The sequence below is a fragment of the Dactylosporangium sp. CA-139066 genome (assembly GCF_050936175.1).
Classification (GTDB): Bacteria; Actinomycetota; Actinomycetes; order Mycobacteriales; family Micromonosporaceae; genus Dactylosporangium.
Window position 1 is genome coordinate 4,347,545 of record NZ_JBNJNH010000001.1, and the last position, 25,964, is coordinate 4,373,508.

Annotated in this window: 25 protein-coding genes and 2 pseudogenes; 10 read left to right on the forward strand and 17 right to left on the reverse strand. The window is 71.4% G+C overall.

Annotated elements, in window-relative coordinates; all coding sequences use genetic code 11:
- Positions 1-273 precede the first annotated feature (273 nt).
- The 5 genes from ACQEVU_RS19870 to ACQEVU_RS19890 all read right to left on the reverse strand — a co-directional run bounded on the left by ACQEVU_RS19870 (position 274) and on the right by ACQEVU_RS19890 (position 5,568).
- Positions 274-822, reverse strand: coding sequence for a hypothetical protein (locus ACQEVU_RS19870; protein ID WP_433325587.1), 549 nt, complete (start codon positions 820-822; stop codon positions 274-276).
- A 94-nt stretch (positions 823-916) separates the two neighbouring features.
- Positions 917-4,309: a DNA polymerase III subunit alpha gene (locus ACQEVU_RS19875; RefSeq protein WP_433325589.1), complete on the reverse strand. Its 3,393-nt coding sequence runs from the start codon at positions 4,307-4,309 to the stop codon at positions 917-919.
- Positions 4,310-4,376: 67 nt separating this feature from the next.
- Complete coding sequence (locus ACQEVU_RS19880) at positions 4,377-4,625, reverse strand: hypothetical protein (protein ID WP_433325591.1); 249 nt, start codon at positions 4,623-4,625, stop codon at positions 4,377-4,379.
- Positions 4,626-4,631: 6 nt separating this feature from the next.
- Positions 4,632-4,988 (reverse strand): helix-turn-helix domain-containing protein, encoded by a 357-nt coding sequence (locus ACQEVU_RS19885; RefSeq protein ID WP_433325593.1) that lies wholly within the window; start codon positions 4,986-4,988, stop codon positions 4,632-4,634.
- A 91-nt stretch (positions 4,989-5,079) separates the two neighbouring features.
- Complete coding sequence (locus tag ACQEVU_RS19890) at positions 5,080-5,568, reverse strand: Hsp20/alpha crystallin family protein (protein WP_433325595.1); 489 nt, start codon at positions 5,566-5,568, stop codon at positions 5,080-5,082.
- A 358-nt stretch (positions 5,569-5,926) separates the two neighbouring features.
- Between ACQEVU_RS19890 and ACQEVU_RS19895 the strand changes: the two genes are divergently transcribed.
- The 3 genes from ACQEVU_RS19895 to ACQEVU_RS19905 all read left to right on the forward strand — a co-directional run bounded on the left by ACQEVU_RS19895 (position 5,927) and on the right by ACQEVU_RS19905 (position 7,865).
- A complete protein-coding gene (locus ACQEVU_RS19895; RefSeq protein WP_433325597.1) occupies positions 5,927-6,085 on the forward strand; it encodes a hypothetical protein in 159 nt (52 codons plus the stop codon).
- Positions 6,086-6,436: 351 nt separating this feature from the next.
- Complete coding sequence (locus ACQEVU_RS19900; RefSeq protein ID WP_433325599.1) at positions 6,437-6,865, forward strand: hypothetical protein; 429 nt, start codon at positions 6,437-6,439, stop codon at positions 6,863-6,865.
- A gap of 430 nt (positions 6,866-7,295) precedes the next feature.
- A complete protein-coding gene (locus tag ACQEVU_RS19905; RefSeq protein ID WP_433325601.1) occupies positions 7,296-7,865 on the forward strand; it encodes an HD domain-containing protein in 570 nt (189 codons plus the stop codon).
- 205 nt (positions 7,866-8,070) lie between these two features.
- Here ACQEVU_RS19905 and ACQEVU_RS19910 read toward each other — a convergent pair whose 3' ends face one another.
- Both ACQEVU_RS19910 and ACQEVU_RS19915 read right to left on the reverse strand, forming a co-directional pair.
- Positions 8,071-8,418 (reverse strand): hypothetical protein, encoded by a 348-nt coding sequence (locus tag ACQEVU_RS19910; RefSeq protein ID WP_433325603.1) that lies wholly within the window; start codon positions 8,416-8,418, stop codon positions 8,071-8,073.
- Positions 8,415-9,053: a hypothetical protein gene (locus ACQEVU_RS19915; protein WP_433325605.1), complete on the reverse strand. Its 639-nt coding sequence runs from the start codon at positions 9,051-9,053 to the stop codon at positions 8,415-8,417. Before ACQEVU_RS19915 ends, ACQEVU_RS19910 begins: the two co-directional genes overlap by 4 nt.
- Here ACQEVU_RS19915 and ACQEVU_RS19920 point away from each other — a divergent pair.
- The 4 genes from ACQEVU_RS19920 to ACQEVU_RS19935 all read left to right on the forward strand — a co-directional run bounded on the left by ACQEVU_RS19920 (position 9,052) and on the right by ACQEVU_RS19935 (position 11,977).
- Positions 9,052-10,515 carry an AAA family ATPase gene (locus tag ACQEVU_RS19920; protein WP_433325607.1) on the forward strand — a complete coding sequence of 488 codons (1,464 nt, stop codon included), beginning with the start codon at positions 9,052-9,054 and terminating at the stop codon, positions 10,513-10,515. The two genes, ACQEVU_RS19915 and ACQEVU_RS19920, sit on opposite strands and share 2 nt — an antisense overlap.
- Entirely contained in the window at positions 10,512-11,009 is a 498-nt protein-coding gene (locus ACQEVU_RS19925) for a response regulator transcription factor (protein ID WP_433325609.1), read from the forward strand. Before ACQEVU_RS19920 ends, ACQEVU_RS19925 begins: the two co-directional genes overlap by 4 nt.
- Positions 11,010-11,070: 61 nt before the next feature.
- The gene (locus tag ACQEVU_RS19930; RefSeq protein ID WP_433325611.1) at positions 11,071-11,349 is read left to right on the forward strand and encodes a hypothetical protein; all 279 of its coding nucleotides are present in this window, start codon (positions 11,071-11,073) and stop codon (positions 11,347-11,349) included.
- Positions 11,342-11,977 (forward strand): hypothetical protein, encoded by a 636-nt coding sequence (locus tag ACQEVU_RS19935; RefSeq protein WP_433325613.1) that lies wholly within the window; start codon positions 11,342-11,344, stop codon positions 11,975-11,977. The genes ACQEVU_RS19930 and ACQEVU_RS19935 overlap by 8 nt, the downstream gene beginning before the upstream one ends.
- Positions 11,978-12,183: 206 nt before the next feature.
- Here the strand turns inward: ACQEVU_RS19935 and ACQEVU_RS19940 are convergent, their stop codons facing one another.
- Positions 12,184-12,441 (reverse strand): hypothetical protein, encoded by a 258-nt coding sequence (locus ACQEVU_RS19940; protein ID WP_433325615.1) that lies wholly within the window; start codon positions 12,439-12,441, stop codon positions 12,184-12,186.
- A 24-nt stretch (positions 12,442-12,465) separates the two neighbouring features.
- Positions 12,466-13,950 carry an MFS transporter gene (locus ACQEVU_RS19945; RefSeq protein WP_433325617.1) on the reverse strand — a complete coding sequence of 495 codons (1,485 nt, stop codon included), beginning with the start codon at positions 13,948-13,950 and terminating at the stop codon, positions 12,466-12,468.
- Positions 13,951-14,080: 130 nt separating this feature from the next.
- Between ACQEVU_RS19945 and ACQEVU_RS19950 the strand changes: the two are divergent.
- Positions 14,081-14,314 (forward strand): annotated as a pseudogene (locus tag ACQEVU_RS19950) (IS3 family transposase); the annotation flags it as partial.
- A gap of 211 nt (positions 14,315-14,525) precedes the next feature.
- On the opposite strand, the gene ACQEVU_RS19955 reads toward ACQEVU_RS19950, so the two are convergent.
- From ACQEVU_RS19955 to ACQEVU_RS19975, 5 genes and pseudogenes are all read right to left on the reverse strand, one after another.
- On the reverse strand, positions 14,526-18,455 hold the full coding sequence (locus tag ACQEVU_RS19955; protein WP_433325619.1) for a CHAT domain-containing protein: 3,930 nt from the start codon (positions 18,453-18,455) through the stop codon (positions 14,526-14,528).
- A 92-nt stretch (positions 18,456-18,547) separates the two neighbouring features.
- Positions 18,548-19,096: a hypothetical protein gene (locus tag ACQEVU_RS19960; RefSeq protein ID WP_433325621.1), complete on the reverse strand. Its 549-nt coding sequence runs from the start codon at positions 19,094-19,096 to the stop codon at positions 18,548-18,550.
- Complete coding sequence (locus ACQEVU_RS19965) at positions 19,089-21,059, reverse strand: caspase family protein (RefSeq protein WP_433325623.1); 1,971 nt, start codon at positions 21,057-21,059, stop codon at positions 19,089-19,091. Before ACQEVU_RS19965 ends, ACQEVU_RS19960 begins: the two co-directional genes overlap by 8 nt.
- A gap of 127 nt (positions 21,060-21,186) precedes the next feature.
- Positions 21,187-21,363: pseudogene (locus tag ACQEVU_RS19970) on the reverse strand (transposase); the annotation flags it as partial.
- Positions 21,360-21,806 carry an Lrp/AsnC family transcriptional regulator gene (locus ACQEVU_RS19975; protein WP_433334994.1) on the reverse strand — a complete coding sequence of 149 codons (447 nt, stop codon included), beginning with the start codon at positions 21,804-21,806 and terminating at the stop codon, positions 21,360-21,362. The pseudogene ACQEVU_RS19970 and the gene ACQEVU_RS19975, both read right to left, overlap by 4 nt.
- 188 nt (positions 21,807-21,994) lie before the next feature.
- On the opposite strand from ACQEVU_RS19975, the gene ACQEVU_RS19980 reads away from it, so the two are divergent.
- The gene (locus ACQEVU_RS19980) at positions 21,995-22,918 is read left to right on the forward strand and encodes an aldo/keto reductase (protein WP_433334996.1); all 924 of its coding nucleotides are present in this window, start codon (positions 21,995-21,997) and stop codon (positions 22,916-22,918) included.
- Between the two features lie 10 nt (positions 22,919-22,928).
- Here the strand turns inward: ACQEVU_RS19980 and ACQEVU_RS19985 are convergent, their stop codons facing one another.
- A complete protein-coding gene (locus ACQEVU_RS19985; RefSeq protein ID WP_433325625.1) occupies positions 22,929-24,308 on the reverse strand; it encodes a hypothetical protein in 1,380 nt (459 codons plus the stop codon).
- 30 nt (positions 24,309-24,338) lie between these two features.
- Here ACQEVU_RS19985 and ACQEVU_RS19990 point away from each other — a divergent pair, with 30 nt between their 5' ends.
- A complete protein-coding gene (locus ACQEVU_RS19990; protein WP_433325627.1) occupies positions 24,339-25,064 on the forward strand; it encodes a TetR/AcrR family transcriptional regulator C-terminal domain-containing protein in 726 nt (241 codons plus the stop codon).
- 191 nt (positions 25,065-25,255) lie between these two features.
- On the opposite strand, the gene ACQEVU_RS19995 is transcribed toward ACQEVU_RS19990, so the two are convergent.
- A complete protein-coding gene (locus tag ACQEVU_RS19995; RefSeq protein ID WP_433325629.1) occupies positions 25,256-25,471 on the reverse strand; it encodes a hypothetical protein in 216 nt (71 codons plus the stop codon).
- An 11-nt stretch (positions 25,472-25,482) separates the two neighbouring features.
- A complete protein-coding gene (locus ACQEVU_RS20000; RefSeq protein ID WP_433325631.1) occupies positions 25,483-25,734 on the reverse strand; it encodes a hypothetical protein in 252 nt (83 codons plus the stop codon).
- Positions 25,735-25,964: the final 230 nt, after the last annotated feature.

Below are 25,964 nucleotides of genomic sequence, written 5' to 3' on the forward strand. Positions count from 1 at the left end.
GGCATCCGCTCATGCTGCCGCCGTACGCGCGTATGCATCGTCGCTCCCTGGAACGCGTGTCTGGTACCGGATGCGTAGGGAAGCAGTCTCCTGAGTGGCCGCAGAAATGGATGTGGTCGGGCTGGCCGTCGCGGTAGCTGATGACGTACGCACCGATCCACCTGCACGGTCATGCCGTCGGTGGCGCGGCGGCGGGCATTGCAGGTCATGTCGCGGGCTTGCTGAGCACCGTCCCGGCCGGGTGGACGGCGAGTTCGGCCAGCGACGTACGGCTCATCGTGGCGGTGCTGTCCCGGCGGCGGGTGGCGCGGTTCCGTGCGGTCGCGAGCTGACCCCGGCCGCGAACCGTCGCAGTGCGCGCCGGATCAGCACAACGGCCACCGCCGATGGCAACAGCCAGTACACCAGGTGCGGCAACGACCGCCACACCGGCAGCTGCGGGCCGTTGTCGACGTAGAACCCGGTCAACAGCGCGGCGAACGAGCCGCCCAGCCCGATCGCGTGCCGCACCGGCCAGCCGGGTTGATGCCGCCGCCGCGCCCACCACCCGAACCCGGCCAGCCCGCCCGCCACCAGCGCGATCACCGCCAGATGCACATCGGCCGGCCAGCGAATCACGGCCATCGTGACCGCGCTCGCCGCCACCACCGCGAGCGCCCACAGGTAGCGCCGCCCCCACCGCGGATGCGCCCCCCGCCGTTTCCGTGCCAGGCAGGCGAGCGTCGCTGCCACCACGCAGGTCACTCCGGCGGCGACGTGCGTCGCCAGCATGAGGACGAACAGTGCCCCCGCATCGGGAACCTCAACCCCGAAAACCCGCATCACCGCCTCCTGGCATGAGGTAGCGTGCCTACATATAGCCAGGCTACGTTCCCTGGCTTGGGAACAATAGTTGAGGCCCGAGTGGTGGGACGGATCACCACGCGTGCTGAAGGCGCGTGTCGGCGGCCTGGGCCGGCTGCAGGTCGGTGGACAGCTGTAGGGCGTAGCCGGCCGTTACCGGCGTTGGCTGGGTGGCGCTGCCGAAGGCGGGCGGGGCGGCGAGCAGCCGGCGGGCGGTGTTGGAGCCGAGGGTCCGGGAGGCGGCGTGGACGGCGGTCAGGTCCCATGCGTGGGTGCCGACCACGGTGAGGCTGCGCGGCCCGCGTCGCTGGAGGGTGCCGCGGACCACGAGTAGCCCGGAATGGAAGAGGGTGTGGGCGCAGGTGGGGTGGGTGTCGTCGAAGAAGGCGAGGTCGATGAGGCCGGTTTCGTCGTCGAGGGTGGTGAAGATGACGCGGTGTCCGGAGCGGATGGGCGGGGTCTGGATGGCTGTCTGGACGCCGGCGACGAGCACGGCTGCGCCGTCTGCCTGGTCGGTGAGGCGGTTGGCGGGCAGGGCGCCCAATTCGTGCAGGAGCGGGCGGTACTCCGTCATGAGGTGACGGGAGGTGTCCATACGCAGGAGGCGCAGCTCGGCGTGGAGTTGCTCGCGGCCGGTCAGGTCGGGCAGCGAGCTGAGGGTGCGGGTGTCGGTGCCGGGAACGGTGAGCTGGTCGGCGTGGACTCGAGGGCGGTCGTGGAGCTGTGCGATGTACCGGAGAATGTCGCGGCGGGTGAGTCCCGGGGCGAGCGGGTTCAGGGCCCCGAGTTGGGCGAGGCGTTCGGCGGTGGGCCGGCTGGGGCGGGCGCGTTGCCACAGGTCGGTCAGTGAGCTGTACGGCTGGGCGGCGGTGATCCGGGCGATTTCGGCGGCGTGGATGCCGTAGAGGTCCGACAGGGCGAGTCTCAGGCCGTATCCATGGTTGCAGTGGTGTCCGTCGATGGGTTCGATGCGGTAGTCGGTGCCCGAGCGGTTGATGTCCAGGGGCAGGATCGTGATGCCGTGGCGGCGGGCGTCGGCCAGCAGCAGCCGTTTGGGGTACATGCCGGGGTCGTGGGTGAGGATGCCGGCGTAGAACGCGGCGGGGTGGTGGGCTTTGAGCCAGGCGGACTGGTAGGTGGGGACGGCGAAGGCGACGGCGTGGGCCTTGCAGAACCCGTAGGCGCCGAACGCCTCGAGGACCCGCCACGTCTGCTGGATGACCGCGGGCCGGTAGCCGCGGGCGCGGGCCCGGGTGGTGAACCACTGGCGCACCCCGGCCCGGTGGATGGTGTCGGTGAGGGCGCGGCGGGCTTCGTCGGCCATGGCCCGGTCGCAGCCGGTGAGCTGGGCGATGATTTGGATGACCTGTTCGTGCCAGACGACGACGCCGTAGGTCTCCTTCAGGACGGGCACCAGGTCGGGGTGGGGGTAGTGCGGGCGGCGTAGGCCGTGGCGAGCGGCGATGAAGGGGCGGACCATGTCGGCGGCGACCGGCCCGGGCCGGAACAGGGAGATGTCGACGACGAGGTCGTGCAGGCTGGTGGGCTGCAGGCGGCCGATGAGGTCGCGTTGGCCGGGGCTTTCGATCTGAAAGCAGCCCAGAGTGCGGGTGGAGCGGATCAGTTCGAGGGTGGCGCAGTCTTCGGGCGCAACCTGGCGGGGGTCATCCAGATCGACGAGGCGGCCGGTGGTGCGGTGGATCTCGGCGACGGCGTGGGCCATGGCCGACTGCATCCGCACGCCCAGGACGTCGAGCTTGAGCAGGCCGAGGTCCTCGACGTCGTCCTTGTCGAACTGCGACATCGCCAGGTGCTCGCCGCTGCTGGGCACCACCGGGGTGCGATCCATGAGGGTGCGGTCGGACAGCAGGATCCCGCAGGGGTGCATGGCGATCGAACGGGGGAGTGCGTCCAGGGCCTCGACGAGGTCCCACAGCCTGGTGCGGCGGCCGTGCCGGGCCGCGACGACGCGCAGTTCGGGCAGTTCGGCGAGGGCGGTGCGGGCGTCCTTGGCGCGGATGTGGGGGAACGCCTTCGCCAGGCGGCCGGTCTCGTCCGGGTCGAGGCCGAGCGCGGTGGCGGTGTCGCGGATGGCTTGGCGGATGCGGTACGTCTCGGGCATGGCGACCGTGGCCACCCGTTCGCGGCCGAAGCGGTCGAAGACGGCGCGGTAGACCTCCAGGCGGCGGGCGGCTTCCACGTCGATGTCGATGTCGGGCAGGTTGGTGCGGCGCGGGGAGAAGAAGCGCTCCATCAGCAGGCCGTGCTCGACGGGGTTGGCGGTGGCGATGCCGAGGAGGTGCACGACCAGGGATCCGGCGGCGGAGCCGCGGGCGGCGACCCGGATGCCCAGGCGCCGGGTGTCGTCCACGATCTGGGCGACGGTCAGGAAGTAGGCGCAGTAGCCGGCGTGTTCGATGACGGCGAGCTCCTCCTCCAGGCGCCGCACCATGCCCGGGTCGTGGTCGTAGTGGTGGGCGGCCATGGCGGCCTGGCAGCGGGTCGCCAGCCGGCGGGCCGCGGTGGTCTGGCTCGCGCCGACCAGCTGCGGCTCGGGGAGGTGGACGTGGCCGAGGCCCAGGTCGCCTTCGGGGCTCAGGCGCAGTTGTTCGGCGCAGCGGGCGGTGGCGGCCAGCAGGTGCGATGCGTCCTGGCCGGCGGCTCGGGCGACGTGTTCGGCGATGGCGGCCATGGCCGAGGGTGGTTTGAGCCAGCGCTCGCCGCGGTCGGTGTGCCGGGGGTCGATGCGGGTCAGGCGGCGGGCGGAGTCCAGGACGTCGGCGACGGGGGCCTGGTCGGGATCGGCGTAGCGGACGGCACCGGCAAGGACAGCCTCGATCCCCTGGTCGGCGGCCAGGTTCAGCGTGCGCGCGGCCAGGGACAGCGAGCCGGGCCCGGTGCCCCGCGGGTCGTAGTAGGCCACTTCAAGGCGCAGCCGGGGCCCGAAGATCTCGCGCCACGGTGCCAGCAGCGCCACCGCCCGGTCGGGGTGGCCGGCGCCGAGCGCCCGGATGGGTTCGGAGGCGGGGCCGAGCAGGGCGGTCAGGCCGCTGGCGTTGCGCTCAAGGTCGGCCCAGGCGAGCAGGGGTGGGGTGCCGGGGTGGGCGTGGGCGGCGCTGATCAGATGGCACAGTGCGGCCCAGGCGCCGCGGTTTTCGGCGAGCAGGACCACGCGGGGGGTGCTGTCGGCGGCGATGACGCGCTCGCGTGCCGTGTGCCAGGTAACGGGCCGGTACTGCGGCGCGGCGTAGGGGGCATGGGCGAGATCGGCGCCGAACAGCGGGCGCACCCCGGCGGCGGCGCAGGCCTTGGCGAAGCGGATGCTGCCCGCCACGGTGTCCCGGTCGGTCAGCGCCAGCGCGGCGATGCCACGCTCGGCGGCGCGCTGCGCCAGGCGATCGGGCAGAGCGGCGCCGTAGCGCAGCGAGTACCCGGAGACGACGTGCAGGTGCGCGAAAGCGGACACCGCGTCCTCCTCGCGAGGGACCTGCTACCAGCCTCTCTCAACCGCCCAGTCGTGAGAAACGGCAGCATCATCGAATCGCAGCCGCCTCGGCGGGCTGCACGTTTGCCGCCGGGGCGCCGGTGTGGACGCATGAGGGGCAGTACGTCGGTTGTTCGGGCCGCGCTGCGGCATCCCAGCCGGCGTACACGGCTTCGGTCCGAAGTGTGCTGAATCCGTAGCAGGCGTCGTCGTAGCAGACGAACGGCAGCCCGCAGCGGTCGCAGGTCAGTGTGAAGTAGACGCGGCTGTCGTGGTCGAGGTTGAGATGCAGCGTCATGGCCGTTCACTCCTGGCGGCTGCCGCCTCGTGTACGCGGTTCGGCCTTGCGGCGCAGCAGGTCGATCATGGCGTGGGCGGCGGCGAGTTGATATTCGAGGGTGACGATACGGACGGCGGCGTCCATGCGGATGCCGTCGTCGACGAGCCGGCGGGCGCGGTCGGCGCGGTGCAGGTCGTCGCGGCTGTAGCGGCGGTGTCCGCCGCTGGAGCGGGCGATCTCGAACAGGCCGGCGGCCTCGGCCGCGCGCAGGAAGGCGGGGGTGACCCCGATGGCGTCGGCTGCCGGGCCCATGGCGTAGCCGGGGAAGCCGGCGTCGTCCAGCGCCGCGGCCCGCTCGGCCGGGTGGGGCAGTTCGGCCACCGGGGTCACCTCCGATTCGCAGATGTTGTTCGCCATTCACCGTTGCTGACGATCACCTCCCTGACGCGGCGGCCGTCACACGGCGCGCAGGTCAGCTGGTCGCGCCGGCCGGCCGGCGATCCCGTTCGGCTTCGCCGGAGATCATCTTGTGGCCCTCATGGGAGCCGATCGCCGCGCTCCCGGGCCGAGCGATCTCGATCTTGCGAGGCTTGGCCTGCTCGGCGACCGGGATGGTCAGCGTGAGCACACCGTCGCGGTACTCGGCCGAGATCTCGTCGACGGCCAGCCCTTCGCCGAGCACCAGCTGCCGGCTGTAGGTGCCCGACGGGCGCTCGGAGACCAGGTACGTCGAGTCGTCCGGGTCGCGGCGGGTGCGCTCCGCGCGCACGGTCAGCGTCTGATTCTCGGCCGACACGTCGAGGGATTCGGTGTCGATGCCGGGCAGGTCGAACCGGACCACGAACTTCTCGCCGGTGCGCAGGCAGTCCATCGGCATCAGCGACGGCGTGCGCGCCGCGCCGAACGCCTCGGCGGCGAGCCGGTCGAGGTCGCGGAACGGGTCGAATCGAAGGGGAAACATAACCAACACACCTCCACAACTGTCCTCAGGAAGAACTGTCGCTCGTGCGGGGTCGACGCGATGTGCCTGGCGCGGGCCGGCCCGGCGGGGCCTGGGCTCGCGCCGCGGGCCGCGAGCTGATCGACCGTGAGCACGCCACCTCGATGCCGCGGATGGTTACCGCGAGTGGTCAGTGGCGCCGGTTCGGCGGTCTTCGGCAGTCGACGCGCCACCTCGTGCGGTGGTGACGGTAATGGGCAGGGACCGGCAACATCATCATGACCACCTCCTGTCAGAACGTTCGTTCTCACCGGGAACCATGACTCAGCCAACACATAAATTCTGTACTCGCCACTGTAGGATTCGTCAAGTGGCTCGTATGACCGTCACGGAGTCGGGGGCTGATCCCCGTATCCACGGCACCTGCCATGAGGGCTCCACCGTCGTCGTCGGCCTCAACAGCCGGCGCCTGCTCGCCGACTCAGCCTGGCGGCACCCGCCCGTCCGGACCCGGCCCGCTGAGATCGTCAGCCCCTGACGGAAGCGAGGTGAAGAAGAGCGCAATGCCCCCGACCAGGGCCGATCACCGACACGGGGCCGTCCGTTCACGCGCCATTCACCTGACGCTCCTAGATTCCGGCGAGCACCGAATGTGAAGGAGCCGAAAAATGTCCGCTCTGCTCTCCGCCATCGCGGTCGAGGTGGTCAGCGCCCTGCTGATCTCGCTCCTCGTCGCCGGGGCCCGCCGCCTCTTCAACGGCAACGCCGCCCGCACCGCCTGAACCGGCCGCGGAGCCGGCGCCCGACCGGGTCATCCGGCCCCTGCTTGCGATCGTGATTGGGTGCGCCGGGTCGGGGTAGGCCCTCCTTTTTGGGGAGGTCCTCACCCATGACCACAGCAACACAGGCAGGAACGCGGCGCCGCGGCACGACGCAGAATGCACCCCGGCCGGACCGTACGGGGAAGAAGACGGCGTCGAAGCCCGATCAGCAGGCCGAGCTGACGGCCGAATCGGTCAAGGCACTACCCGCCCATCCCGAGGCCGCGCCCGAGACCGACCTCGTGACGTGGCAGGACGTACGGATGCCGCACCTCAAAGTGCCGGTAATCCACCTGCCGTCGAAGGTACAGTCCAGAATCACGAACGCCAGGTGGACGGGCCACACCGTCAAGTCCGCCATTCCGCAGCCTAGGCAGTTGCTCTACTACGGAGGCGTCGGCGCGCTCGCCGCGCTCGGCGTCCTGGAATGGCCGGTCGCCGTGGCCGCAGCGGCCGGAGTGTGGGTCGCGACACACGAGCGTCGCATCGCGGCATAAAAGGCGGGCGCTCAGACGACATCGCAGCGCCTGAGCGCGCTGGGGTTCCTGGCGCTGTACGTGGCCACGGGCGCTCGGACGCGGCCCGCCGGGCCACCTCGCGCTCGCGGCTCGGGCGGCCCGAGCAGGCGCAGCAGGAGATCGAGTGCGCCCGCGTGCCTCTCGAAGAGCTGGGGGAGTTGCCGCGGCAACAGGGCAGCACCGCCTCGTGGACCCGCCGGCCGCCCGCGCGGAGCACGACACTCATCAGGCCGTGATCGCTCGGCGTTTCCGCAGTTCATGGGGGCCAGGCGAACTGCGCGCCGCAACCGGGTACACACCGACTGCCAGTTCATGGCGGTACCGACGAATATTCCTCCAGGTTGCGAAGTCCATCTGAGCAGATGCCGTGAGACCCGCACGTGCTCGGCGGTGCGGCAGGATCCCCCTCATGAGGATCCCTGCCCACGACGAGATCCGGGCATTGCACGAGCGGCTTGCCCCGACTCCGGCCGCGTTTGACCTCGTGTACATCCATTGCGAGATCGTCGCCCGGATCGCTGAGCAGGTCATTGCGCCCGGCGTCGACGTGGCCCTTGTGCGCGCGGGCTGCCTGCTGCACGACATCGGCGTGTACCGCCTGGCCCCCGGGGAGGCGTACATCCGGCACGGCCTGCTCGGCTACGAGGCCCTCGCCGGGCTGGGCTTCCCCGAGCCGCTCGCCCGATTCTGCTCGCACCACACCGGCGTCGGCCTGACCCGCGACGACGTGTGGCGGCAAAACCTGCCACTGCCGCTGGAGGACTACGTGGCCGAGACCGAGGAGGAGCGACTCGTCATGTACGCCGACAAGTTCCACAGCAAGTCGACGCCGCCGCGCTTCGTGTCGGCCGAGGCGTACACCGCGGCCGTGACCCGCTTCGGCGAGGACAAGGCTGCGGCGTTCAAGGCCATGGTCGCCGAGTACGGCGAGCCGGACCTGGCCCCGCTCGCCGCCGAATACGGGCACCGGATCAAGTAGTGCTGTGACCACATGTCAGCGGCCGGCGGAGTTGCCGAGTGCCGAACCGGCACATCGCCCACCTCGACGCTGCCGGGAGGTTGCGGTCAGTCATACACCGGACGATGGTTACGGCTTGACAGCCGAGCACGGCGGTCAAGCGGTGTGCGGGTGCATGTCCCGATGAGACAGGTCCGGCCCCTCTGCCACTCGCGTCGGGCGGGGCTCAGGCCGGGCGGAGGGTCCGCCGGCCGATGGTGAGGAGCGCGACGGCGGCCATGGTGACCGCGAGCGCGATCCCGACGACGATCTTCGCCCAGTCCGGAGCGTTGTCCGCCCAGTAGACCGGCAGGCTGAGCAGCCCGGAGAGGACCCGCGAGACGATCACCGCGGGAATCGCGCCGCGCCGCCGGGCGAGTGCTGCGGCCACGATGGTGATGACACCGAGTATTCCGCCGGAGACCGCGATCGCGGCGGGGGGCCCGTCGTCTGCCCACACGCCGCTCACGCCGGCGATGTCCAACAGGCCGAGCAGCATGCTGAGCACGAGCCCCCACTTGACGAACGTGTTCATGGCAACTCCCATGCGGTGAAGGCCGGCGCGGGCTGCGCCGGGATGGTGACGGCGGGCCGGACGAGCGCGAGGCCGAGCGCGGTGTACAGCGCGACCCAGACGGTCAGCGCGAGCCGCCCGGCTAGGAACGGCCCGGCGATCGCGGGTATCGAGGCGAGCAGTTCCACGCCGCAGGCCAGTACGATCCACCGGCGCCAGCCGTGCCAGGCGTCCGCGCGGGCGACGGCGATGCCGAGCAGTACCGGGCCAGTACCGGTCAGCAGCGAGGCCAGCCCGTAGCCGGCGTTGATCCACCCGACCGTGGCCGACGACATGGATGTATGCAGCAGGGACATTGCGGCCACCTCGCAGACGGAGAGGATGACCAGACCGGCCACGGAGACGGCGCCGCCCCAGGCGGCGAGCCGACCGCGTCCGGCGACCCCGGCGCGGAGCACGCCCAGGATGCCGGCGAGCATCAGTACGTGGTTGAGGAGGAAGACGGTCTGGGCCACTACGAACCAGCCGGGCGTATATGGGTAGCTGAACCGGTCGGTGTCGACCGCGGCGGGGACGAACGCGGTGACCAGCCCCCCGGCCGCTCCGATCACCCCGCCGGCCATGCAGACCCGGCCCAACGTACGAACGGTCATCATGCCGGCGACCGTAGGCCCTACCCGGTCGGGTGGACGTCCGGGAGAACACTCATCTGACCCACTCATTCGGCGCCCGGTGGCTCGGCCCGGCTACCGTGTGCGCGTGACGGAGCTCGTTGGGCGTGCGCGGGAGCTGGCCGACGTGGAGGCGCGGCTGGCCGCGACGCGGGGCGGGTCGGGCGCCCTTGTCCTGGTCGAGGGCGAGGCCGGTGCCGGGAAGACCGCGTTCGCGGACGAGGTCAACCGGCGCGCGCGGGCCGCCGGGCACGCCACCGCCTGGGGGTCGTGCCTCGAAGGCGAGCCAAGCGCGCCGTTCCGGCCGTGGCTGCAGATCCTACGCGCGATCGGGGCCGGAGGCATCGACCTGGACGAGCCGGCCGACGCCTCGGTCACCCGGTACCGGCGGTTCGACGCCGTACTGGACGCGCTGCGCGACCGTGCTGTTGGAACCGGCCTGCTGCTCGTCCTGGATGACCTGCACGACGCCGACCTCGGCTCGTTGCGGCTGCTCCAGCACGTCGCGTCCGAGGCGGCCGACCTGCCACTGGTGCTGCTCGCGCTGGCCCGCGCGGAGGAGGCCGGTGCGGACCGGCACGAGATGCTCGCCGCGGTGGGCAGGGAGCGCGGGGCGCACCGGATCTGGCTCGGCGCGCTCGCCGACGAGGAGGTCGCGGAGCTGGCGACCCGGGCTGCCGTGCGCCCGCTGGACGCGGCGACGCTGCGTGCGATCGGCGAGCGGTCCGGGGGTAACCCGCTGTTCGCGATGGAGCTCGCCCGGCTCGCGGGTAGCGGCAAGAGGCTGCCGCGTGGGATCCGCGAAACGATCGGCCGGCGGCTGAGCGGGTTCCCGCGGGCACCCGGGCCCTGCTCCGGCAGGCGTCCGTGCACGGGCGGGAGTTCGACGCGGCTACCCTCGCCGCGACGGGGGAGCTGGCCCGATCCGAGGTGGTCGCGGGGCTGGGTCCGGCCCTGGACGCCGGAATGCGGCGGCGGTCGACCAGCTGCGCGAGCCGCTGTGGACGTGGCGGCTGACCCTGGTGCGCACGTCCGTCGCGCTCGGCGAGGGCCGGCTGGACCGGGCCGCCGCGCTGATGGCCGAGGGCCTGGTCCGGGGTCGGCGCGCCGGGCACGAGGCGGCCGACTTCTTCCACCTCATCTACGCCGAGGCGCTCGCGCAGCTGACCGGCGAGGGGTACGAGCCGGTGGAGCGAGCGGTGCGCGCGTACACCGAGCAGGGCCCGTTCCTGGCCCGCACCTGGCACGTGAATGTGCTGGTGCACATGGGCCGGATCGACGAGGCGCGAGCGATGTGGCCGTCGCTCGTACCACACCTGGGCGCGTTCCCGCGGCACGCGCGGGAGTGGATCGTGGCGATGGCCGGGAACGCGGACGTCTGCGTCGCGCTCGGGGACCGGGGCGTGGGCGTACACGGAGCTGCTGCCGTTCGCCGACCGGCAGGTGATCGCCGATCCGCAGGGGCCCGGGTACGGGCCGCTGGCGCTCTGCCTGGGCCGGCTCGCCCGCCTTCTCGGGGATACGGAGGCCGCCGAAGCACACCTGCGCTCCGCGCTGGCCGCCAGCCTCGCGCTGGGTCTCGCGCCGTTCACCGGGTACTGCCACGTGGAACTGGCCCGGACGGCGCTGGACCGGGGCGACCGGGCCGCCGCCCGCGGGAATCTCGACGCCGCCCGCGACCTGGCCGGGCGGCTGGGCCTGGCGCCGCTGCGGGCCGCGGTCGAAGCGGCGGGCGCGCCAGCGGCCGCCGGCCCGCTGACCGCGCGCGAGCAGGAGGTCGCCGCCCTGGTTGCCGAGGGCCTGTCGAACCGTCAGATCGCCGAGCGGCTCTACCTATCTGCGCGTACGGTGGAGAACCACGTCACGCACATCCTGGTGAAGCTTGGTTTCGAGTCGCGGGCGCGCATCGCCTCCTGGTACACGGACCGGGCACGCGGATAGGTACCGCGGATGAGTGGTTGCACGGATGCCCGGAGCCGGCCGCGGCCGTAGCGTCCTGGGCATGCATGCGGTCGTGGGCATCTGGTCGGCCGATGAGAGCCGACTGGAGGAACAACGGCGGGCGCTGCGCGACGACGTGGTACCCGCGACCGCCGCGCAGCCGGGCTTCGTCGGCGGGTACTGGATGCGGGACGCGGAGACCGGCAAGGTGCACACGGTCGCGGTCTTCGACACCGAGCCACACGCCCGGGCGTTCAAGGACTACGTGACCCGGGCTGCTGCCCTCGTCGGCGTGACCGCCGACGTCCTCGCGATGGTGGAGGTGTCCGCTCATGCCTGACCCGGATGTCCAGACCCGCCGTTGGACTGGCGCTCTGCTCGCACTCGGCGGGCTCCTGCCGCTGGCCGCCGTGCTCAACCCGCGCACCTGGCCGGTCTGGGGCGCCGCCGAGGCGGACTCGTGGCGGCTCATCACCGAGCGGCATGCCTCGATGACCGCGGCCACCTGGCTCATCTGGGCCGGCGTCGTGGCCAGCATCGCCGGCATCGCGCTGCTGGCCCGCATGCTGGGCTCGGCCGTCGCCACCGCGGCCCTGGCCGTGTTCGCGACCGGCGCCGGGCTCGCGCTGGTCAGCCTCACCTTCGAGGCGACCGTCGAGCTTCCGCTCACCGCCGAGCGCCGGTCGCAGCCCGACTGGTACCCGGTGGTCGACTCGTGGATCGACGGCATGTTCACCGCGCACTCGGCGTTGCTCGCGCCGCTCGCGCTGGTCGTCGTCGGGGCCGGCATGGTGCGTACCCGGCTGGCGCCGCGCTGGACCGGCTGGTTCGCGATCGCGATGGCGATCGTCCTGTGGGGACAGTTCGCCGCGTTCCAGGGCGCCCTCCCGGCACCGCTGTTCCTCGCGCTCACCGCAACCGGTCTCGCATTGTTGCTGAGAGCGCGGCGACCGGGCGCCCCCTCTTGATTCCTGGCCGATGCCGACACCGCGGCCGGCGGTGACTGGTTCGACGCGCTCACCCTGCCCGACGGCCGGGTCGCGCTGATCGTGGGCGACGTCGTCGGGCACGGCGTGGCCGCCTCGGCGACCTGGGATCCGCCCCGGCGGTGGGCCGGGGCGGATCGAATCAACCGCCGTGACCGGGACCCGAGCAATGTCGGTGCTGGCGCGGGTCAGTTGGATGTTGCGGCGTGGACCAGGGTCATGAAGGCGGTCAGGTTGGGAACGCGGTGGACGCCGACCGACGCCCACGGCCAGCGCTTTCCCCGAGCCATCACATGGACGGCACCCGCCTTGAGGCGCGCCTGCTGGATCTCGGCCCACATCAGCCGCTTCCCCTTGCCGAACCGGGCTGGCCGGTACAGACCACCGGGCTCCATCACGTACCCCCGGAAATCAATGCTGTGTCCCTGCCGCAGAGCAGCCTGCATCTGCGGTCACTGCCCAGTTCAGAGTCATGACGGGTACCTCATCTCGGGGGAAGCGACCGTGGGTGCGCGCTCCGCGGCGGACGCGGGCGGCAACCGGCTCGATCGGTTGCCGGGGCGGAGCAGCACGATTGTTGCCGCGGCGGCGATGGTCGCGGCGATGGCGCCGATGAGGGTCGTCAGCGACATGGCCTGGACGAACGCTCGCTGGGCGGCGTGGGTGAGCTCGGCGTCGCCGGTAGCCGCGGCGAGAGCGAGCGCGTCGCCGATCGACTGCCGGGCCGCGGAGCCGGCACCGCGGGGCATCGCGGCGGTGAACGCCGCGGTGAGGATGCTTCCCAGGACGGCGACGCTGAGTGCCTGACCGACCTGTTGGACCGTCTCGTTGACGGCCGATCCCACGCCCGCATGCTCCCGGGGCAACGCGGCCAGTACGGTGCCGTACGAGGCCGGCACGGCCATGCCGCTGCCCGCACCGGTGAGCACGAGTGCCGGCACCAGCCGCAGGTAGCTATCGCCGGCGGCGGTTGTGGCGAGCAGGGCAAACCCGGCGGCGAGCAGCAGGAGGCCCCCGCTCACCGCAACCCGCGCTCCGAACCGCTTGTCGACGGCGACACCGACGGCGTTGAACAGCATGACGGACACCAGCAGCGGCGCGAGGGCCAGACCCGCTCGCAGGGCGTCGAATCCGAGGACGAACTGCAGGTACTGGGTGAGCGCGAGCATCACGCCACCGCCCGCGAACGACAGCAGCACGATGGAGAGGCTTCCGCCGTTGAAGGTCCGGTCCTTGAACAGCTCGAGGGCAAGCATGGGCTCGGATTGCCGCCGCTCCCACAGCACGAACGCAGTGAGGCCGAGCGCCGCGATCCCGAACCCGGTGAGGACGACGACGGAAGACCAGCCGTCCTCGGCCACGGCGATGACGGCCCAGACCAGGGCCGTCAGCCCGATGATCGACAGCAGGGCCCCGACCAGGTCCGGGCGTCGAGCCGGTGCTCGTGACTCGGGAATGATCAGCACCGCCGCGAGCACGCCGGCCATGGCCACCGGGACGTTGACCAGGAACACCGAACCCCACCAGAAGTGCCGCAACAGCAGACCGCCCACGGCGGGGCCGGCCAGCGCGCCGAGCACCAGTGCCGAACTCCAGACGGCAAAAGCCCGCTTGCGTTCGGCCGGGTCGAATACCGCGGTGAGGATCGCCAGTGTCCCCGGCATGACCAGAGCGCCGCCCGCACCCATCCCTGCGCGCGCGGCGATGAGCTGGCCGGGAGACGCGGCGAACGACGCCGCCAAGGAGGCGAGTCCGAAGAGCACCAGGCCGATGACGAGACCGCGGCGGCGGCCGTGGCGGTCCAGCAGGCCACCCGCGGTGAGCAGGAGACCGGCGAACACCAGGATGTACGAGTCGAGGATCCACTGGATGTCCGAACGGCTCGCGCCCATCTCGCGGATCAGCGTGGGGATGGCAACGTTGAGCACCGACGTGTCGATGACCAGCACGACCATGCAGAGACAGCAGATGACCAGGACCCACCAACGACGCGGATCCGGGGATGCCGATCCACCCATCGAACCTGCCTTTCAGGAGAGCTCGCCTCGATTGACTCGATTGAGACGACACGCGCGCTCGCAATTCATCGGCCGTCACGGCTTCTACCACTGGCGCAGCACCAGGCCGGTCCGGGCCGATCGCGTCACCGCCGACCGGCAGCTGGCTGAACGGATCCAGGCGGTGCACGCCGCCTCCGACGGCACCTACGGCGTGCCACGGATCACCGCGGAGCTGCGCGAGCGCGGCGTACGGGTCAACCACAAGCGGGTCGCCCGGATCATGCGCGGTGCCGGGCCGCAGGGGCTGCGCCTGCGCCGCCGGCACTGCTGGCCGTCGACTTCATCGAGACCGTGACGCTGACCGGAACCCGGATGTACATCCTGACGGTGATCGAACACGCCAGCCGCCGCCGAGCTGCTGGACCGCGTGCTGATCTGGAACCAGCGGCAGCTGCCGCATGCGCTGCGGGAGTACGAGCGGTTCTCCAACCTGCGCCGTAGTCCGAGTCCCGGTAGTACCGGGAGAAGTCTCAGCGACTGAAGCCCCCGAGGTGGAGGTAGGCGGCCCACGTCCCGGGAGTGCCGGGTGAGCGGTGCCGCAGGTCACGAACGGCATGGTGCAAGGCTTCGGGCGCTCGGGCCGGCTCCAGGTTCTTGCCGGGCCCGGTCATGCGTGCGTAGACGTCCTCGGCGAGCTCGGCTGCGGCGCGGTCTTCGATGGTCCACAGTGTCGAGATCACGTGACGGAAGCCGGCGAGCTGGATGGCGCCGGCGATGTGGAGCCCTTCGTCAGCGGCGTCGGGGAGCCCGACCGTTGTGTCGCAGGCGGAGAGGTAGGCGAGGTCGGCGCCGTCCAGGCGCAGGCCGGCCAGGTCGAGCGGGGTGATGTCGCCGGTGGTGAGGGCGAGTCGCGGCGTGCCGGACGGGCTGGCATCGGTCCATCCGGCGTGGCAGGCGAAGTGCACGCAGGTGTGGGCGGGGATGGCCGCGAGGACGTCGTCCGCTGCGGCGTGCCGCCCTTCCAGGACGCTGGTGTGTTCGACGATCCGGGACAGGGCGCGGGCTTCGTCGACGGCTGCGGGGAGCGGTGGCAGGCCGGGGGCGTTCGCCGCGGACACCACCAGCAGCGTAGGTGTGCTGCGCACAGCGTCCGGCCGTAGCAGGGCGCGGACGCTCGTAGTGTAGGAGGAGATGACGCGGTCGAGGGCGCCGTCGCCCTGGCGAGTCTGGGCGGCGTGGATGGGCAGGCGGGCCAGGGCTCCGCTCGGGCACCAGACCAGGCGCGGCCACGTCGCGCCACTCGGCACCGGGGCCGCTGCGCCGGCCGCGGTGAGGATGGGTTCAGCAACGGTCTCCCACAACCAAGCCAGCGTTCCGGTGAGGGTCTGGCGAGCGCGGGAGGCCCGGGCAACGCGGTCGGCTCGGCCCGGGGCGGCCTGGCGAAGGGCACTGATCGCCGCGTCGATGTCCTCCTGGCGAAGGTCTGGGAGTTCCACGACGTCCGGCGCGGCGGAACCCGGATGCATCAGCAGCGCCACACACGTGGTCGAGGTGACGTTGATGTAGGCGACGGGGGCGGTGAGCGAGGCGGCCATCCGGGCGTAGGTCGGTTGGTCCGGTGGAAACGTTGCGTCCGGGCCCAGGACACGGGCCGCCTCGGCATAGAGCTGCTGCCAGTCCCTCGCTGCGCGGATACGCAGATCGAGAGACCGCATGGCTCGGCTGTCGTCCAATGTCGACAGTCCCGTGTCGTCGAGTACGGCGGCCAGTTCGATCATGCGGGCGGCCAGCTCGGGTGCTTTCCGGCGCAGGCTGTTGAGGTCGCGTCGCATCTGCAGAGCCTGTCCGGCCAGGACGGTCCGGGCGCATTCAGCCAGCTCAATGGCGAGCGCGGGCTGTCCATTGGCCACCGCGCAACGCGCCGCGAACTGTGCCAGGCCGTTGTGGGCGGCGATCAGTTGCAGCTGGTCACGCCGGTGCACACCGAGCCAGGCCGCTTCGGGCAGCAGGCGAGCCGCGTGGCACGAGCCTTCCAGCGCCAGCGCGGGCTGGTTGGCCTCGTCGGCGATGATGGACCATTCGCCGGCCGCCTCAAACCGCTCCCACGCCAGCACGGTCACGTCGTCAACCACCGCCCGGTACGCGTCGATCGCGGCTTCGATCTGCCGGTCCGGCTCGGCTTCCACAAGCTGCCGCTGCCAGAGGATCCGGGCCAGGAGGAGCCGCATTCCCGACGAGAGGGGGCCTTTGGCGACGGCAATCGCCTGCCGCATTGCACCGACCGCTTCATCCCCGACATCCGGGTCGTGCTCCGCCATCGCCCGCTGGCTCAGTGCGCGGGCCAACCAGCCCAGCGCCACGCAATGGTCGTAACTGCCCTTCACCGCCCTGGCCGCCGCCTTGCGGCTCCGGTCGATGGCCTCCAGCAGCGCCGGTCTGTCACCTGCGTCGACAAAGTACTGGATCAACGCACCGGCGAGTCTGCTCAGGCGCTCGCTGCTGATCTCATCCGGCGGGGTGTGCAGCAGCGACTGCCGGTGGCACGCAACGGACCGGACAAGGTCTTGTTCGTCGCCGACGCGGCCATAGCGCAACATGAGGGCCAAGCCAAGGCTGGACAGGAGGTTGCGGCGGAGCTGGTGCCGCGTGGGTAGGTCGGCAATCGCCATGTCGAGGGCGTCGATTGTCTCGTTCAGGTCGGAAAGACCGTGGTGGGTCTGGTAGCGAAGCAAGAGGGAGGCGGACAGATTCGCCAAGGCCACCGACCGGGCCACCCCGTGGCTCGCCCCCGCGACCGCTTGCCGGGCGGTGTCGATGGCGGCCTCGAGATCGCCAGGTGCACCGGAGTGTCTAGCCAGATAGGTGAGCGTCAGGGCCAGGCCCGTCAGCTTGCGGCGCCGGTCGTCGTCGCCGTCGTGCCCATCCAGCGCATCACGTAATACGCGGGCGCACTGCCGAAGCGTGCCGACATCGCCGTCGAGGTTGGCACGCTCGGATCGCACCAGGGCGCGAAGCCTCTCGGCGATCGGGGGGAAGTCCTCGCGAGCGGTTACGCCCTGCAGCAGTTCCAGCGCCCAGAGCAGGTCCTCCGGTTGGCGGGTCTGCTCAAACCGGTCGCGTAGACACGCCGCCAGTACGGTCTGTGTCATTGGCCGGTATGGATGATCTACGGGCAGGTCGGCCTGGCTGCGCGTGAGGAGATCCAGCGCCGAGTTCAGGTCCGCGGAGTCACCCAGACCAACCCACCGATCGTGGTGCAATTGGCCGAGAATGCCGCGCATGGCCGCTATCTTCGTGGCATCGCTGGTGGGCAAGAGCATGGCGCCCGCGAGTTCCGCCATCGCGGCGTCGCGGTCAGCGTCTTCGCCACTGGCGTCCAGCCGGCACAGTCGCGCGCGGACCAGGCCCTCGACGACGCCGAACCGGTCGGGGTGGTCGTCGGGAAGCTCGGCCGTGCCGCGGACCAGCCGGCCGATCGCGTCGCTGAGGTATTCGGGGCGGGGCTCCCGGTGGTAGAGGTCGAGCAGCACCATTGCCAGATTGAGGTCTATCCGGACCCGCAATGGTGAGGGCGGCTGCGTCGCCAGCAGCATCCACGCTTCCCGGGTTGCCCGGTAAGCATCGCGCAGATCGTCGGCGCTGCCGCCGGCCAGATGCCGTTGCCGCAGCACAGTTCCCAAGTTGGCAAGGATGCGTGGCCGCGACGGCGCGTCCTCGGCGACGGTGGCCGCCGCACGGCGAGCCGAGTTCACCGCGGTATCCAGGGCGCCCGGCTCACCCAAGTTCGCCAGGGCGGACTGGGCCGCGACAAGATTGAGCCAACTCGTGGCTTCGACCTCACCCGCAGGCCTCCGGGCCAGCGCCGACTTCGCGCGCGCGACCGCGGCTCGCGCGTCCGTCATGTCGCGGCTGCGTTCGGAGCGCAGGCGCAGGGCATGGGAGAGGTTCATGTCCAGAAGCACGCGTGCGGGATGGTCCGGCGGTCCGACGCGTTCAGCCTGCTGGAACAACGCGATGGCTTGGTTCAGTGCCGTCGCGTCCGCTCGCCCTTCCGCGGCTTGCAGATGGACCAGACCGACCTCGTTCCATGCGTTCAGCCCATCGCTGGGACCGAGCCACTCCGTCCCGGCGACCGCCTCTCGCAGGTCGTCGTCAAGGACGTCGCCATGGTGCGGCAGCAGCAACGCGAAGACCGCACAAGCGGCCTCGAGGTCCTGGTCCTGTTCGCCGTCCGGTCTCGACTGCCCACGGTACAGGTACAGAGATCCGGCCACCTTGAGCGTAAGTACGTCATCGACGCTCGCCCGGCGGCCGAGTTGACCCTCCGGCGGGCCGAACCCCAACAGGATCTCGGCACCCCAGGCAAGCACCTCGGCATCCAGGACGGAGGCGGCATCCGGCGATGTCTCGTGCCACGCCAGTCGCTGCATGAGAGCCTCAACCACGTCGGTCAGAGCCACAAGCCATCCCCTCCGGTGGAATCCCGCAACCATCTGACGGACGCACCGCGCGGACCGTGCAACGGCCACGAGCGTGCATCGGGCCGACATGGTCAGCAGAGCGCAGTGTGCAACCAGCCGGGCAGCTGTGCTTCCCACTCGTCACAGGCGACCATCGAAGGAATCTCCTTGACGAGCGCAATCGCCATCAGTCCATACATCACCAAGAGCAGCCTGCCGGGACGAGCCCATTGCTCGTGTTCGTCTCGGAGGCGCACGCTCAGCTGCCGGCCGCAGACGAGAACGTACGCCCACGCCATCAGTACGATCCCGTAGTTGTGCCGGTAACGAAGGTCCCCTGCGAGCATCTCGATGGGCAGGACGAGTGATACGAGTCCGGACACGACAAAGGCCGGAAGCAGCGTTACCAGGACGAAAGCCTTCGCAATTTCGTGATCCCAACGGCGCCCGCGCAGCGTCATCCAAACCAGAGGCAGCGTTGGCGCCAACGCCCACAGGCCGGACACGCTCTCACTGGTGAAAGCGATTGCGGCTGCCTGAACGACGAGCAACACGGCTCCCACGACATCCCTGCCCTCGCCCGGTGGATCCCACCGCACGCCGTCCCACCAGTCCTGAATCGCGCGTTTGGCGTCACTCATGGAACGGGTCCGTCCGCCGTGCCGGAACCTCGGTGATGACCGGCACGACCAGCGTCCACCAGTCGCAGACACCTGCCCGGACGATGGGGCGGACGTCGCGGTCGACCGCACGCCGACCGAGTCGTTCGACCAGACCCTCGAGCCCGAGCGGCCCACGGTTCGCCGTGTCGTGTCCGGCCTCGCTGATCGGTGGCATCTCGAACGGTGACGCGGCGATCTCGTCCTCCGCGACGATCATCATGAGCCAGTCGCGTCCCTGGGCGCCGGGCTCGACGCGTCGGCCGGACAGCAGGCTGAACTCGACGCGTTCGCCCTGTGCCACCGGCGCGACAGCGCCCGCTGCGACCTCGGCGCCGCGGAACAGATCGGCGTCGATGCAGAAGTCGTCGGTGAGGTCCAGTAGGACGCAGTAGAGGGACCGGTTCGCGGTGTTGTTGCGCAGCCGGACAAATCGCTCCGGCGGAGTCCACTCGCCGTCTTGCAGGTGATAGGCGAGCCGGAAGGCGCCGTCGTCGTCCGGCCGCACCGCCGCGCGGTCGCGTGGTGCGTTCCGCTCGCCCGGCAGCGGCTCGACGATCTCCAGGGAGACTGCGTTGTGCAACCGCGACGCGGGGTTGCGCAGGTTGCGTACCTGGCGCCAGCGCGCGATGTGCTCCAGCTCGGCGACGATGCGACGAGCGTCCGCCGGGGCGAGCCCGTCGCGCAGGACATAGCGATCCCGGTCGGTGATCGCGATCCTTCCCCCGGCGGAGGCACACAACGTCAGCTCGCTGTCGGCGCCGCCGATCCGCCGCACGTGCGGCGACGGGCCGCCGTTCGGCCCGCAGTGCTGGAGAACCCGGCCAACCTGCGCCGCGAACTCCGGGTGCTCCTCGGCGTCGACAGCCACGGTCGTCAGAGGCATCGGCACGGCGCTGACCACGACCGGGTACACCTGGTGCGGGTCGGGCCGCCAGCCGATCGGCTCGACCATGCTGCGGCGCACCTCGACGCGGGTGACCTGCGCCTCGCGCGCCGGCGCCCGGTCGGCGACAGCGACGCGGTACGGCTCGTCGGCAGTTCCTGCGACCATGCCGTGACACGAACCGGCGTCGATCTCCCAGCCGTGGCGTCCGTGCCGCATCGTGATCGACGGTGGCTGCGTGATCGTGTCGCCACCGAGCAGCGGCCGGTCCGCGAGACCGGAACCGGACGGGAACAGATGCGGCCGCTGGCTGTAGGAGAGCCGCTCGACCTCGTTGCGCGCAAGCACGAGCAGCTCGCGATACGTCGTGCCGGGGCCGGCGCGGCGCATAGCCTGCAGCAGCGCCCAGCTGAACAGCCCCCGTTGCCTGCCGTCGAGCCGCTGCTCGCCAGCGACCTCGGTAGGTTGGCACGCGGCCAGCTGTACGTGCCGGACGGGCGGGGGGCCGGTGGCGTAACGTTTCGAGAGGTCGGGCACCAGCGACACGTCGGCGACGTCGGACCGGGGCCGCTCGGCCCGGACGCGCACCTCGGGACCGCGGGCAGCCCCGCCCGAGTAGCAGCTGTCGAGGATGGTGACGACATGGCCGCCGCCCGCCGCCACGTCGTCCACAAGCAGCGCGAGCTCCTTGTCGAGCAGATCCGGACGTCCGTCGTGACGGCTGTCGGAGCACACGAGGGTGTGCATGTACGCTCCGTTGTCCTCCAGGTGCCACAGGTCCTTCGGCACCGGCGCGCGCGAACCGTGACCGCAGAACCAGAACAGGGCGGTGTCGCCCGGTCCGGCCTTGGCCAGGTGTGTCCGGAAGCCCTCGACGATCGCCACGCCGGTCGCATCGTGGTCAAAGAGGGATTCGACCTTCAGCTCGGTGCCGGTGGCGCACCGCGCGGACAGGAAGCGGGTCGCGTCGTCGATGTCGTTGCGGCAGCCGGAGAGGGGCCGGACCTGCGGACCGAGGTAGTCGTCGATGCCGACCATGAGGGCGTAAAGCGTGCTCATCGCGGTACCTCGTCTCGGTCCGACGGATCTGGCGCTGATCTCTGACGGACGGCGTGGCCGGGGCTGCCGCCAGGTCGATCCCGCCGACAAGGGTCGAAGGCCCCATCCAACGGCAGAAACGGCGGTGCAGCCGGTGGAAACGGCCCCGATCCGGGTCTCGGTCCGTGACGCATTGTTGCCCCGGGGCCAGCCCGGCCCACGCGGCGAGGTGTTTCGCGGTCGGGAACCGGGCAACCAGCCCACCGAGGGGCACTCGCCTCGCCCTCGCCGTATCAGGGCTGACGCCGGCCCCGTGGCCGGTCACGCCCCCCAGGCCGGCAGCGGCAGCGGGCGGGCCGGCACGGGCGTGGAGACCACGATCGACGTGGTGGTCTGCCCGTACATGAGAAACACGTCCAGAATCGACTCGAGCTCCGGGATCGACGGGGCGTGCACCGCGAGGACGAAGCAGTCCTCGCCGGTGACCCGGTGGCACTCGACGACCTGCGGCGTCGCCCGGATGGCGTCGGCCACCCTGGTCAGCTGCCCGGGACCCGGGCGGATCCGCACCACCGCCGCCACCGGCAGGCCCAGCGCGGCCGGATCCACCTCCAGCCGGTAACCGCGGATGACGCCCGCGGCCTCCAGGCGCTGCACGCGCTCGGTGACCGCGGGCGCCGACATGCCCACCCGGCGGGCGAGCTCCGACATGGACATCCGGGGATCGCGCTGGAGCTCGGCCAGCAGGCGGAGGTTGACCTCGTCCAGCGCCGACGTCCGGCGCCCGAAGGCCGTCGCGGCCTCAGGCCTTGAAGTTGCAGGCGGATTGCGGCTCACACCTTCAGTATGCCCTTCAGTCGCGGCGTCGCTGTTTCGAGGATGTCGGCATGGAACCTGAGATGACCTACGTCCGGCTGGGCTCGTCCGGCCTGCGCGTCTCGCGCATCGGCCTCGGCATGATGAGCTTCGGCGATCCCGCCACGGTGCCCTGGTATCTGTCGCAGGAGGCGGCCGAGCCGATCGTCCGGCGCGCCGTCGAGGGCGGCGTGACCCTTTTCGACACCGCCGACATGTACTCCGACGGCGCCTGCGAGGAGCTGACCGGACGGCTGCTCGGCAAGTTCTTCGCCCGGCGCAGCGACTACGTGCTGGCCACCAAGGTCTTCTATCCGACCGGTCCCGGCCCCAACGACCGCGGCCTGTCGCGGGCCCACATCATGGACGCGGTCGACGCGTCGCTGCGCCGGCTGGGCACCGACTACATCGACCTCTACCAGGTGCACCGCTGGGACCCGCAGACGCCGGTCGAGGAGACCATGACGGCGCTGAACGACCTCGTCCGTTCGGGAAAGGTCCGGTACGTCGGCGCTTCACTCATGTGGACGTGGCGGTTCGCCGTCGCCCAGTTCACCGCCCGGGACGCCGGGCAGACCGAGTTCGTCTCCATGCAGACCCGCTACAACCTCTCCGACCGCGAGGACGAGCGGGAGATGCTGCCGTTCTGCGCGGCGCAGGGCGTCGGCGTGCTCCCGTACAGCCCGCTGGCGCGCGGTCTGCTGGCCGGCACGCGCGGCCCGGACGGCTCCGGCGGGACCGTCCGGGCGCGCACCGACGACACCACCGCCGGGCGTCCGCCCGGCAACGACGCCGAGATCCTGGCCGCGCTGCGGGCCGTGGCGGCCGAGCACGGCGTGCCGCCGGCCCGGATCGCGATGGCCTGGCTGCTGGGCCGGCCGGGGGTGACCGCACCGATCATCGGCACCACCCGGGTCGAGCACCTCGACGACGCGCTGGCTGCGGTGCGGCTGCGGCTCGGTGCCGCCGAGACGCAGCGGCTCGAGGCCCCCTACCGGCCGCGGCCGCCCTACGGCCTCGACTGACAGCGCCGGTTCAGCCCGCGGTGACGAACACGGGTGCCGGGCCGGTCTCGAACCGCACCTCGCCGCCGGTGACGGCGGCGGGGTGCTCGGCGCCGAAGACATCCACGGCGGTGGCGTTCGCCGCGGGCCAGGCCAGCGTCACGGTGGCGGGCGTGCCGGCCCAGGCGACGAGCAGGGGTCCCCGGTCGCGATCGATGCCGAAGGCGGCGACCGGCCCGGCGTCGAGGCGCCGCGCGCCGGTGGCGTCGTGGAGGTGGTGCGCGACGAGCGCGAACGCGTCCGCGGCGGGGTGGCGCACGCCGAGTTCGCCGTCGCGGTAGTCCAGCAGCGGGAGCTTGCCGAACAGCAGGTGCATCAGCTGATACGGATCCGATGGGCCGGGCACCTCCGGGGCCAGGTTCCAGTAGGCGGTGACGGTGATGCCCTCGGCCAGGGCGAGCACCGTGCGCTGGGCGATCTGGCAGGCGTTGATGCGGTGCCGCTGCGCCTCCAGCTGCGGCGGGCACCCGGCCATCAGCATCTGCAGGCGCGGCGGCAGCTGCGGCATCTGCTCGTACAGCGCCCGCATGGCGCGCCGTTCCGGCGTCTCCTGGGCGGCGCGCTCGCGCAGCTCGCCGATGCTCTGGGTGGCCGGCACGTCCGCGTAGGCGCGCATCATGGTGTCCTGCAGCACCGGCTCGACCTCGGGGAACTCGAACAGGACGGGCCCGCCGTGCTCGCCGGCGACGATGGGCTTGTCGGCGCCGTGTGCGGCGAGCAGCCGGCGCGCGGTGGCGACGTATTCCGGTATCCGCTCGGGCGGCCCGTAGAGGTGGATGTCGAACACGTCGAAGGCGTCCCGCCCGCCGGCGACGATCTCGTCGAAGAAGCGCCGCTGCTCGCTGTTTGGTGCGCTGCCGAGCATGTCGTAGCCGCAGCCGCCGAGCACGACCGACGCGACGGGATCGGCCTCCTTCACCGCCTGGTACATCACCCGGAGCTGCTCCACGTATTCGGCGGCCGTGCCGCTCCACAGCAGGCCGGTGTTGCTCGGCTCGTTGTCGCACTGCCAGTAGCGGACGCGGCCGCCGAAGCGGCGCACCAGCCGCCGGACGAACGCGCCGTATCGCCGCGGGTCCAGCGCCGGGGACGGCGGCAGGAAGTCGGTCGGCACGCGCGTCGCCCACGGCGAGCTGGAGCACACGGTCAGCCACACGTCGACGCCGTCCACGCACTGGTCCAGCAGCGCGTCGGCGGCGGACCAGTCGTAGCGCCCGGGCTCCGGCTCGATCTGGCCCCAGAACAGGTATGCCCGTATCAGGCCGGCGCCCAGCTGCCGCGCCTGCGGCACGAACTGGTCCGGCTTGCCGAACAGCCCGTAGCTGATCCCTCTGACCACACCGATTCGCATGGCGGAAGTGTACGTCATAAACTCAATCTTATGCCGTACACTCCGATCTGGAACCTACCTTCGCCCCCGCCCCGGCAGCGGCTGCTGGGCCGCGAAGAGATCGTCGGGGCCGCCATCGCGGTCGCGGACGAAGCCGGGGCGCAAGGGCTGACGATGAAGGCTGTCGCCGCCCGCCTCGGCTCCTACTCGCCGATGGCGCTCTACCGATACGTCCACAGCAAGGACGGCCTGGTGGACCTCATGCTCGACGCGGTCACCGCGGAGGTGCCGATCCCCAGCGGCCCGGGCCCGGACTGGCGCGCCGACCTGCGGGTCCTCGCCGCCGGCACCCGGGAGATGGCCAAGCGCCACGGCTGGTTCGCCGACCTCGTGCACACCCGCCCGCCGGCCGGCCCGCACCAGATGCGCCGGACCGAGTTCATGCTGGCGGTGCTCGCCGGGCAGGGCGCGAGCGTCACCGAGGCGCTGACCTACGCCGCGCTGCTCGACCGTCACGTCTTCGGCAGCGCCCAGCAGGAACAGGTCGAGACCCGCTTCGAGCGCGAGCACGGGCTGCAGAGCCCGGCCGCGCTCATGGCCGCGCTCGAGCCGATCCACGGCCTGGCCGCGGCCGACGGGCGCTTGCCGCTGCTCACGTCCTGGCTCGCCCGCCCCGGGGGCCCGACGCCCGACGAACGCTTCGACCTCGGACTGCGCTTCCTGCTCGACGGCATCGCCGGTGAGCTCGTCGGCCGGGCCCAGCCATCCTCGCGGTGAGGCGGCAGTTATCGCCACGGCGTCGCGCACCGGCCCGGTCCGCCGTGGTCGGCGGGCCCGCAGACGGACCCGCCGATCACGCGGGGCCGGGCTACCGCCGGCGTGGATGGCGCCCGCCGAGCGGCGGTGCGGCCATGTATGGCGGGGCTACCACTGCGGCGGGGATCGCATTCTCCGTGTGCTGCCGGGCCTCAGGTACGCAGCGCGGCCGGGATGCGCCGCCCGCGGACGAGCACTTGGACCGCGTGCAGGTCAGCGCCGGCGTGGTCGAGCTGCACCCCGCTGACGCCGTACCAGTCTTCACCGTCGTACGCGAACGGCCGGTCGACGTCGACGTGCTCGACCCGCAGGCGCAGCGGGCCGCTGCCGTACAGATAGTCCTGCTCAGGCAGGGTCAGCACATGCACGGCCGGCTCGGTCACGCCGCGCCGCCCGCACTGCCGTCGGCCCACAGATACGCCTGCAGACCGCCGCTACGGCGGACCGCGGCATGCGGCATCGCCATCACTGCAGTCGCAAGCAACGTCACGCCGTCGATGTCCACGTCGACCTGTCCCAGCGCGGCATCGAGCACCGTCTCAACGGTCCCGCGCGCCGCTGGCGGTGCGTCGGCGTGGAGGTCCCCAACGAGCCGGACCTGCACGGCGGCGCCAGTGCAGTTGAATGCCATCGTCCTCATCTCAACAGAGTGATCTCGGTGTATATGCGCAGCGCACTCATGGTATCCGTGGTGCCTGTCGGTGCAAATGCACGTGCGTCTGCACTGTCATGGCCGGGTGATGGAGCGGTGTCGGCCGAATCGGCACGGTGACAAGCTGCCCGGGCTATGCCGTCGGCCGGTCAGACGCCCGGCCGCCGGCGGCCGGGTATCGAGGCCGCAACGCCAGGCCGGCGGCAGCG

Bases quoted from the DNA above. Each gene is read 5' to 3' on its own strand.
- ACQEVU_RS19905 (WP_433325601.1), top strand. From the start codon at position 7,296: ATGAGGATCCCTGCCCACGACGAGATCCGGGCATTGCACGAGCGGCTT.
- ACQEVU_RS19960 (WP_433325621.1), bottom strand. From the start codon at position 19,096: ATGAGTGACGCCAAACGCGCGATTCAGGACTGGTGGGACGGCGTGCGG.
- ACQEVU_RS19985 (WP_433325625.1), bottom strand. From the start codon at position 24,308: ATGCGAATCGGTGTGGTCAGAGGGATCAGCTACGGGCTGTTCGGCAAG.
- ACQEVU_RS19880 (WP_433325591.1), bottom strand. From the start codon at position 4,625: ATGACGCTGCATCTCAACCTCGACCACGACAGCCGCGTCTACTTCACA.
- ACQEVU_RS19890 (WP_433325595.1), bottom strand. From the start codon at position 5,568: ATGTTTCCCCTTCGATTCGACCCGTTCCGCGACCTCGACCGGCTCGCC.
- ACQEVU_RS19945 (WP_433325617.1), bottom strand. From the start codon at position 13,950: ATGGTCGTGCTGGTCATCGACACGTCGGTGCTCAACGTTGCCATCCCC.
- ACQEVU_RS19895 (WP_433325597.1), top strand. From the start codon at position 5,927: ATGACCGTCACGGAGTCGGGGGCTGATCCCCGTATCCACGGCACCTGC.
- ACQEVU_RS19990 (WP_433325627.1), top strand. From the start codon at position 24,339: ATGCCGTACACTCCGATCTGGAACCTACCTTCGCCCCCGCCCCGGCAG.
- ACQEVU_RS19870 (WP_433325587.1), bottom strand. From the start codon at position 822: ATGCGGGTTTTCGGGGTTGAGGTTCCCGATGCGGGGGCACTGTTCGTC.
- ACQEVU_RS19940 (WP_433325615.1), bottom strand. From the start codon at position 12,441: ATGCAGGCTGCTCTGCGGCAGGGACACAGCATTGATTTCCGGGGGTAC.
- ACQEVU_RS20000 (WP_433325631.1), bottom strand. From the start codon at position 25,734: ATGGCATTCAACTGCACTGGCGCCGCCGTGCAGGTCCGGCTCGTTGGG.
- ACQEVU_RS19900 (WP_433325599.1), top strand. From the start codon at position 6,437: ATGACCACAGCAACACAGGCAGGAACGCGGCGCCGCGGCACGACGCAG.
- ACQEVU_RS19920 (WP_433325607.1), top strand. From the start codon at position 9,052: ATGCCGGCGACCGTAGGCCCTACCCGGTCGGGTGGACGTCCGGGAGAA.
- ACQEVU_RS19980 (WP_433334996.1), top strand. From the start codon at position 21,995: ATGATGAGCTTCGGCGATCCCGCCACGGTGCCCTGGTATCTGTCGCAG.
- ACQEVU_RS19915 (WP_433325605.1), bottom strand. From the start codon at position 9,053: ATGATGACCGTTCGTACGTTGGGCCGGGTCTGCATGGCCGGCGGGGTG.
- ACQEVU_RS19930 (WP_433325611.1), top strand. From the start codon at position 11,071: ATGCATGCGGTCGTGGGCATCTGGTCGGCCGATGAGAGCCGACTGGAG.
- ACQEVU_RS19965 (WP_433325623.1), bottom strand. From the start codon at position 21,059: ATGAGCACGCTTTACGCCCTCATGGTCGGCATCGACGACTACCTCGGT.
- ACQEVU_RS19935 (WP_433325613.1), top strand. From the start codon at position 11,342: ATGCCTGACCCGGATGTCCAGACCCGCCGTTGGACTGGCGCTCTGCTC.
- ACQEVU_RS19910 (WP_433325603.1), bottom strand. From the start codon at position 8,418: ATGAACACGTTCGTCAAGTGGGGGCTCGTGCTCAGCATGCTGCTCGGC.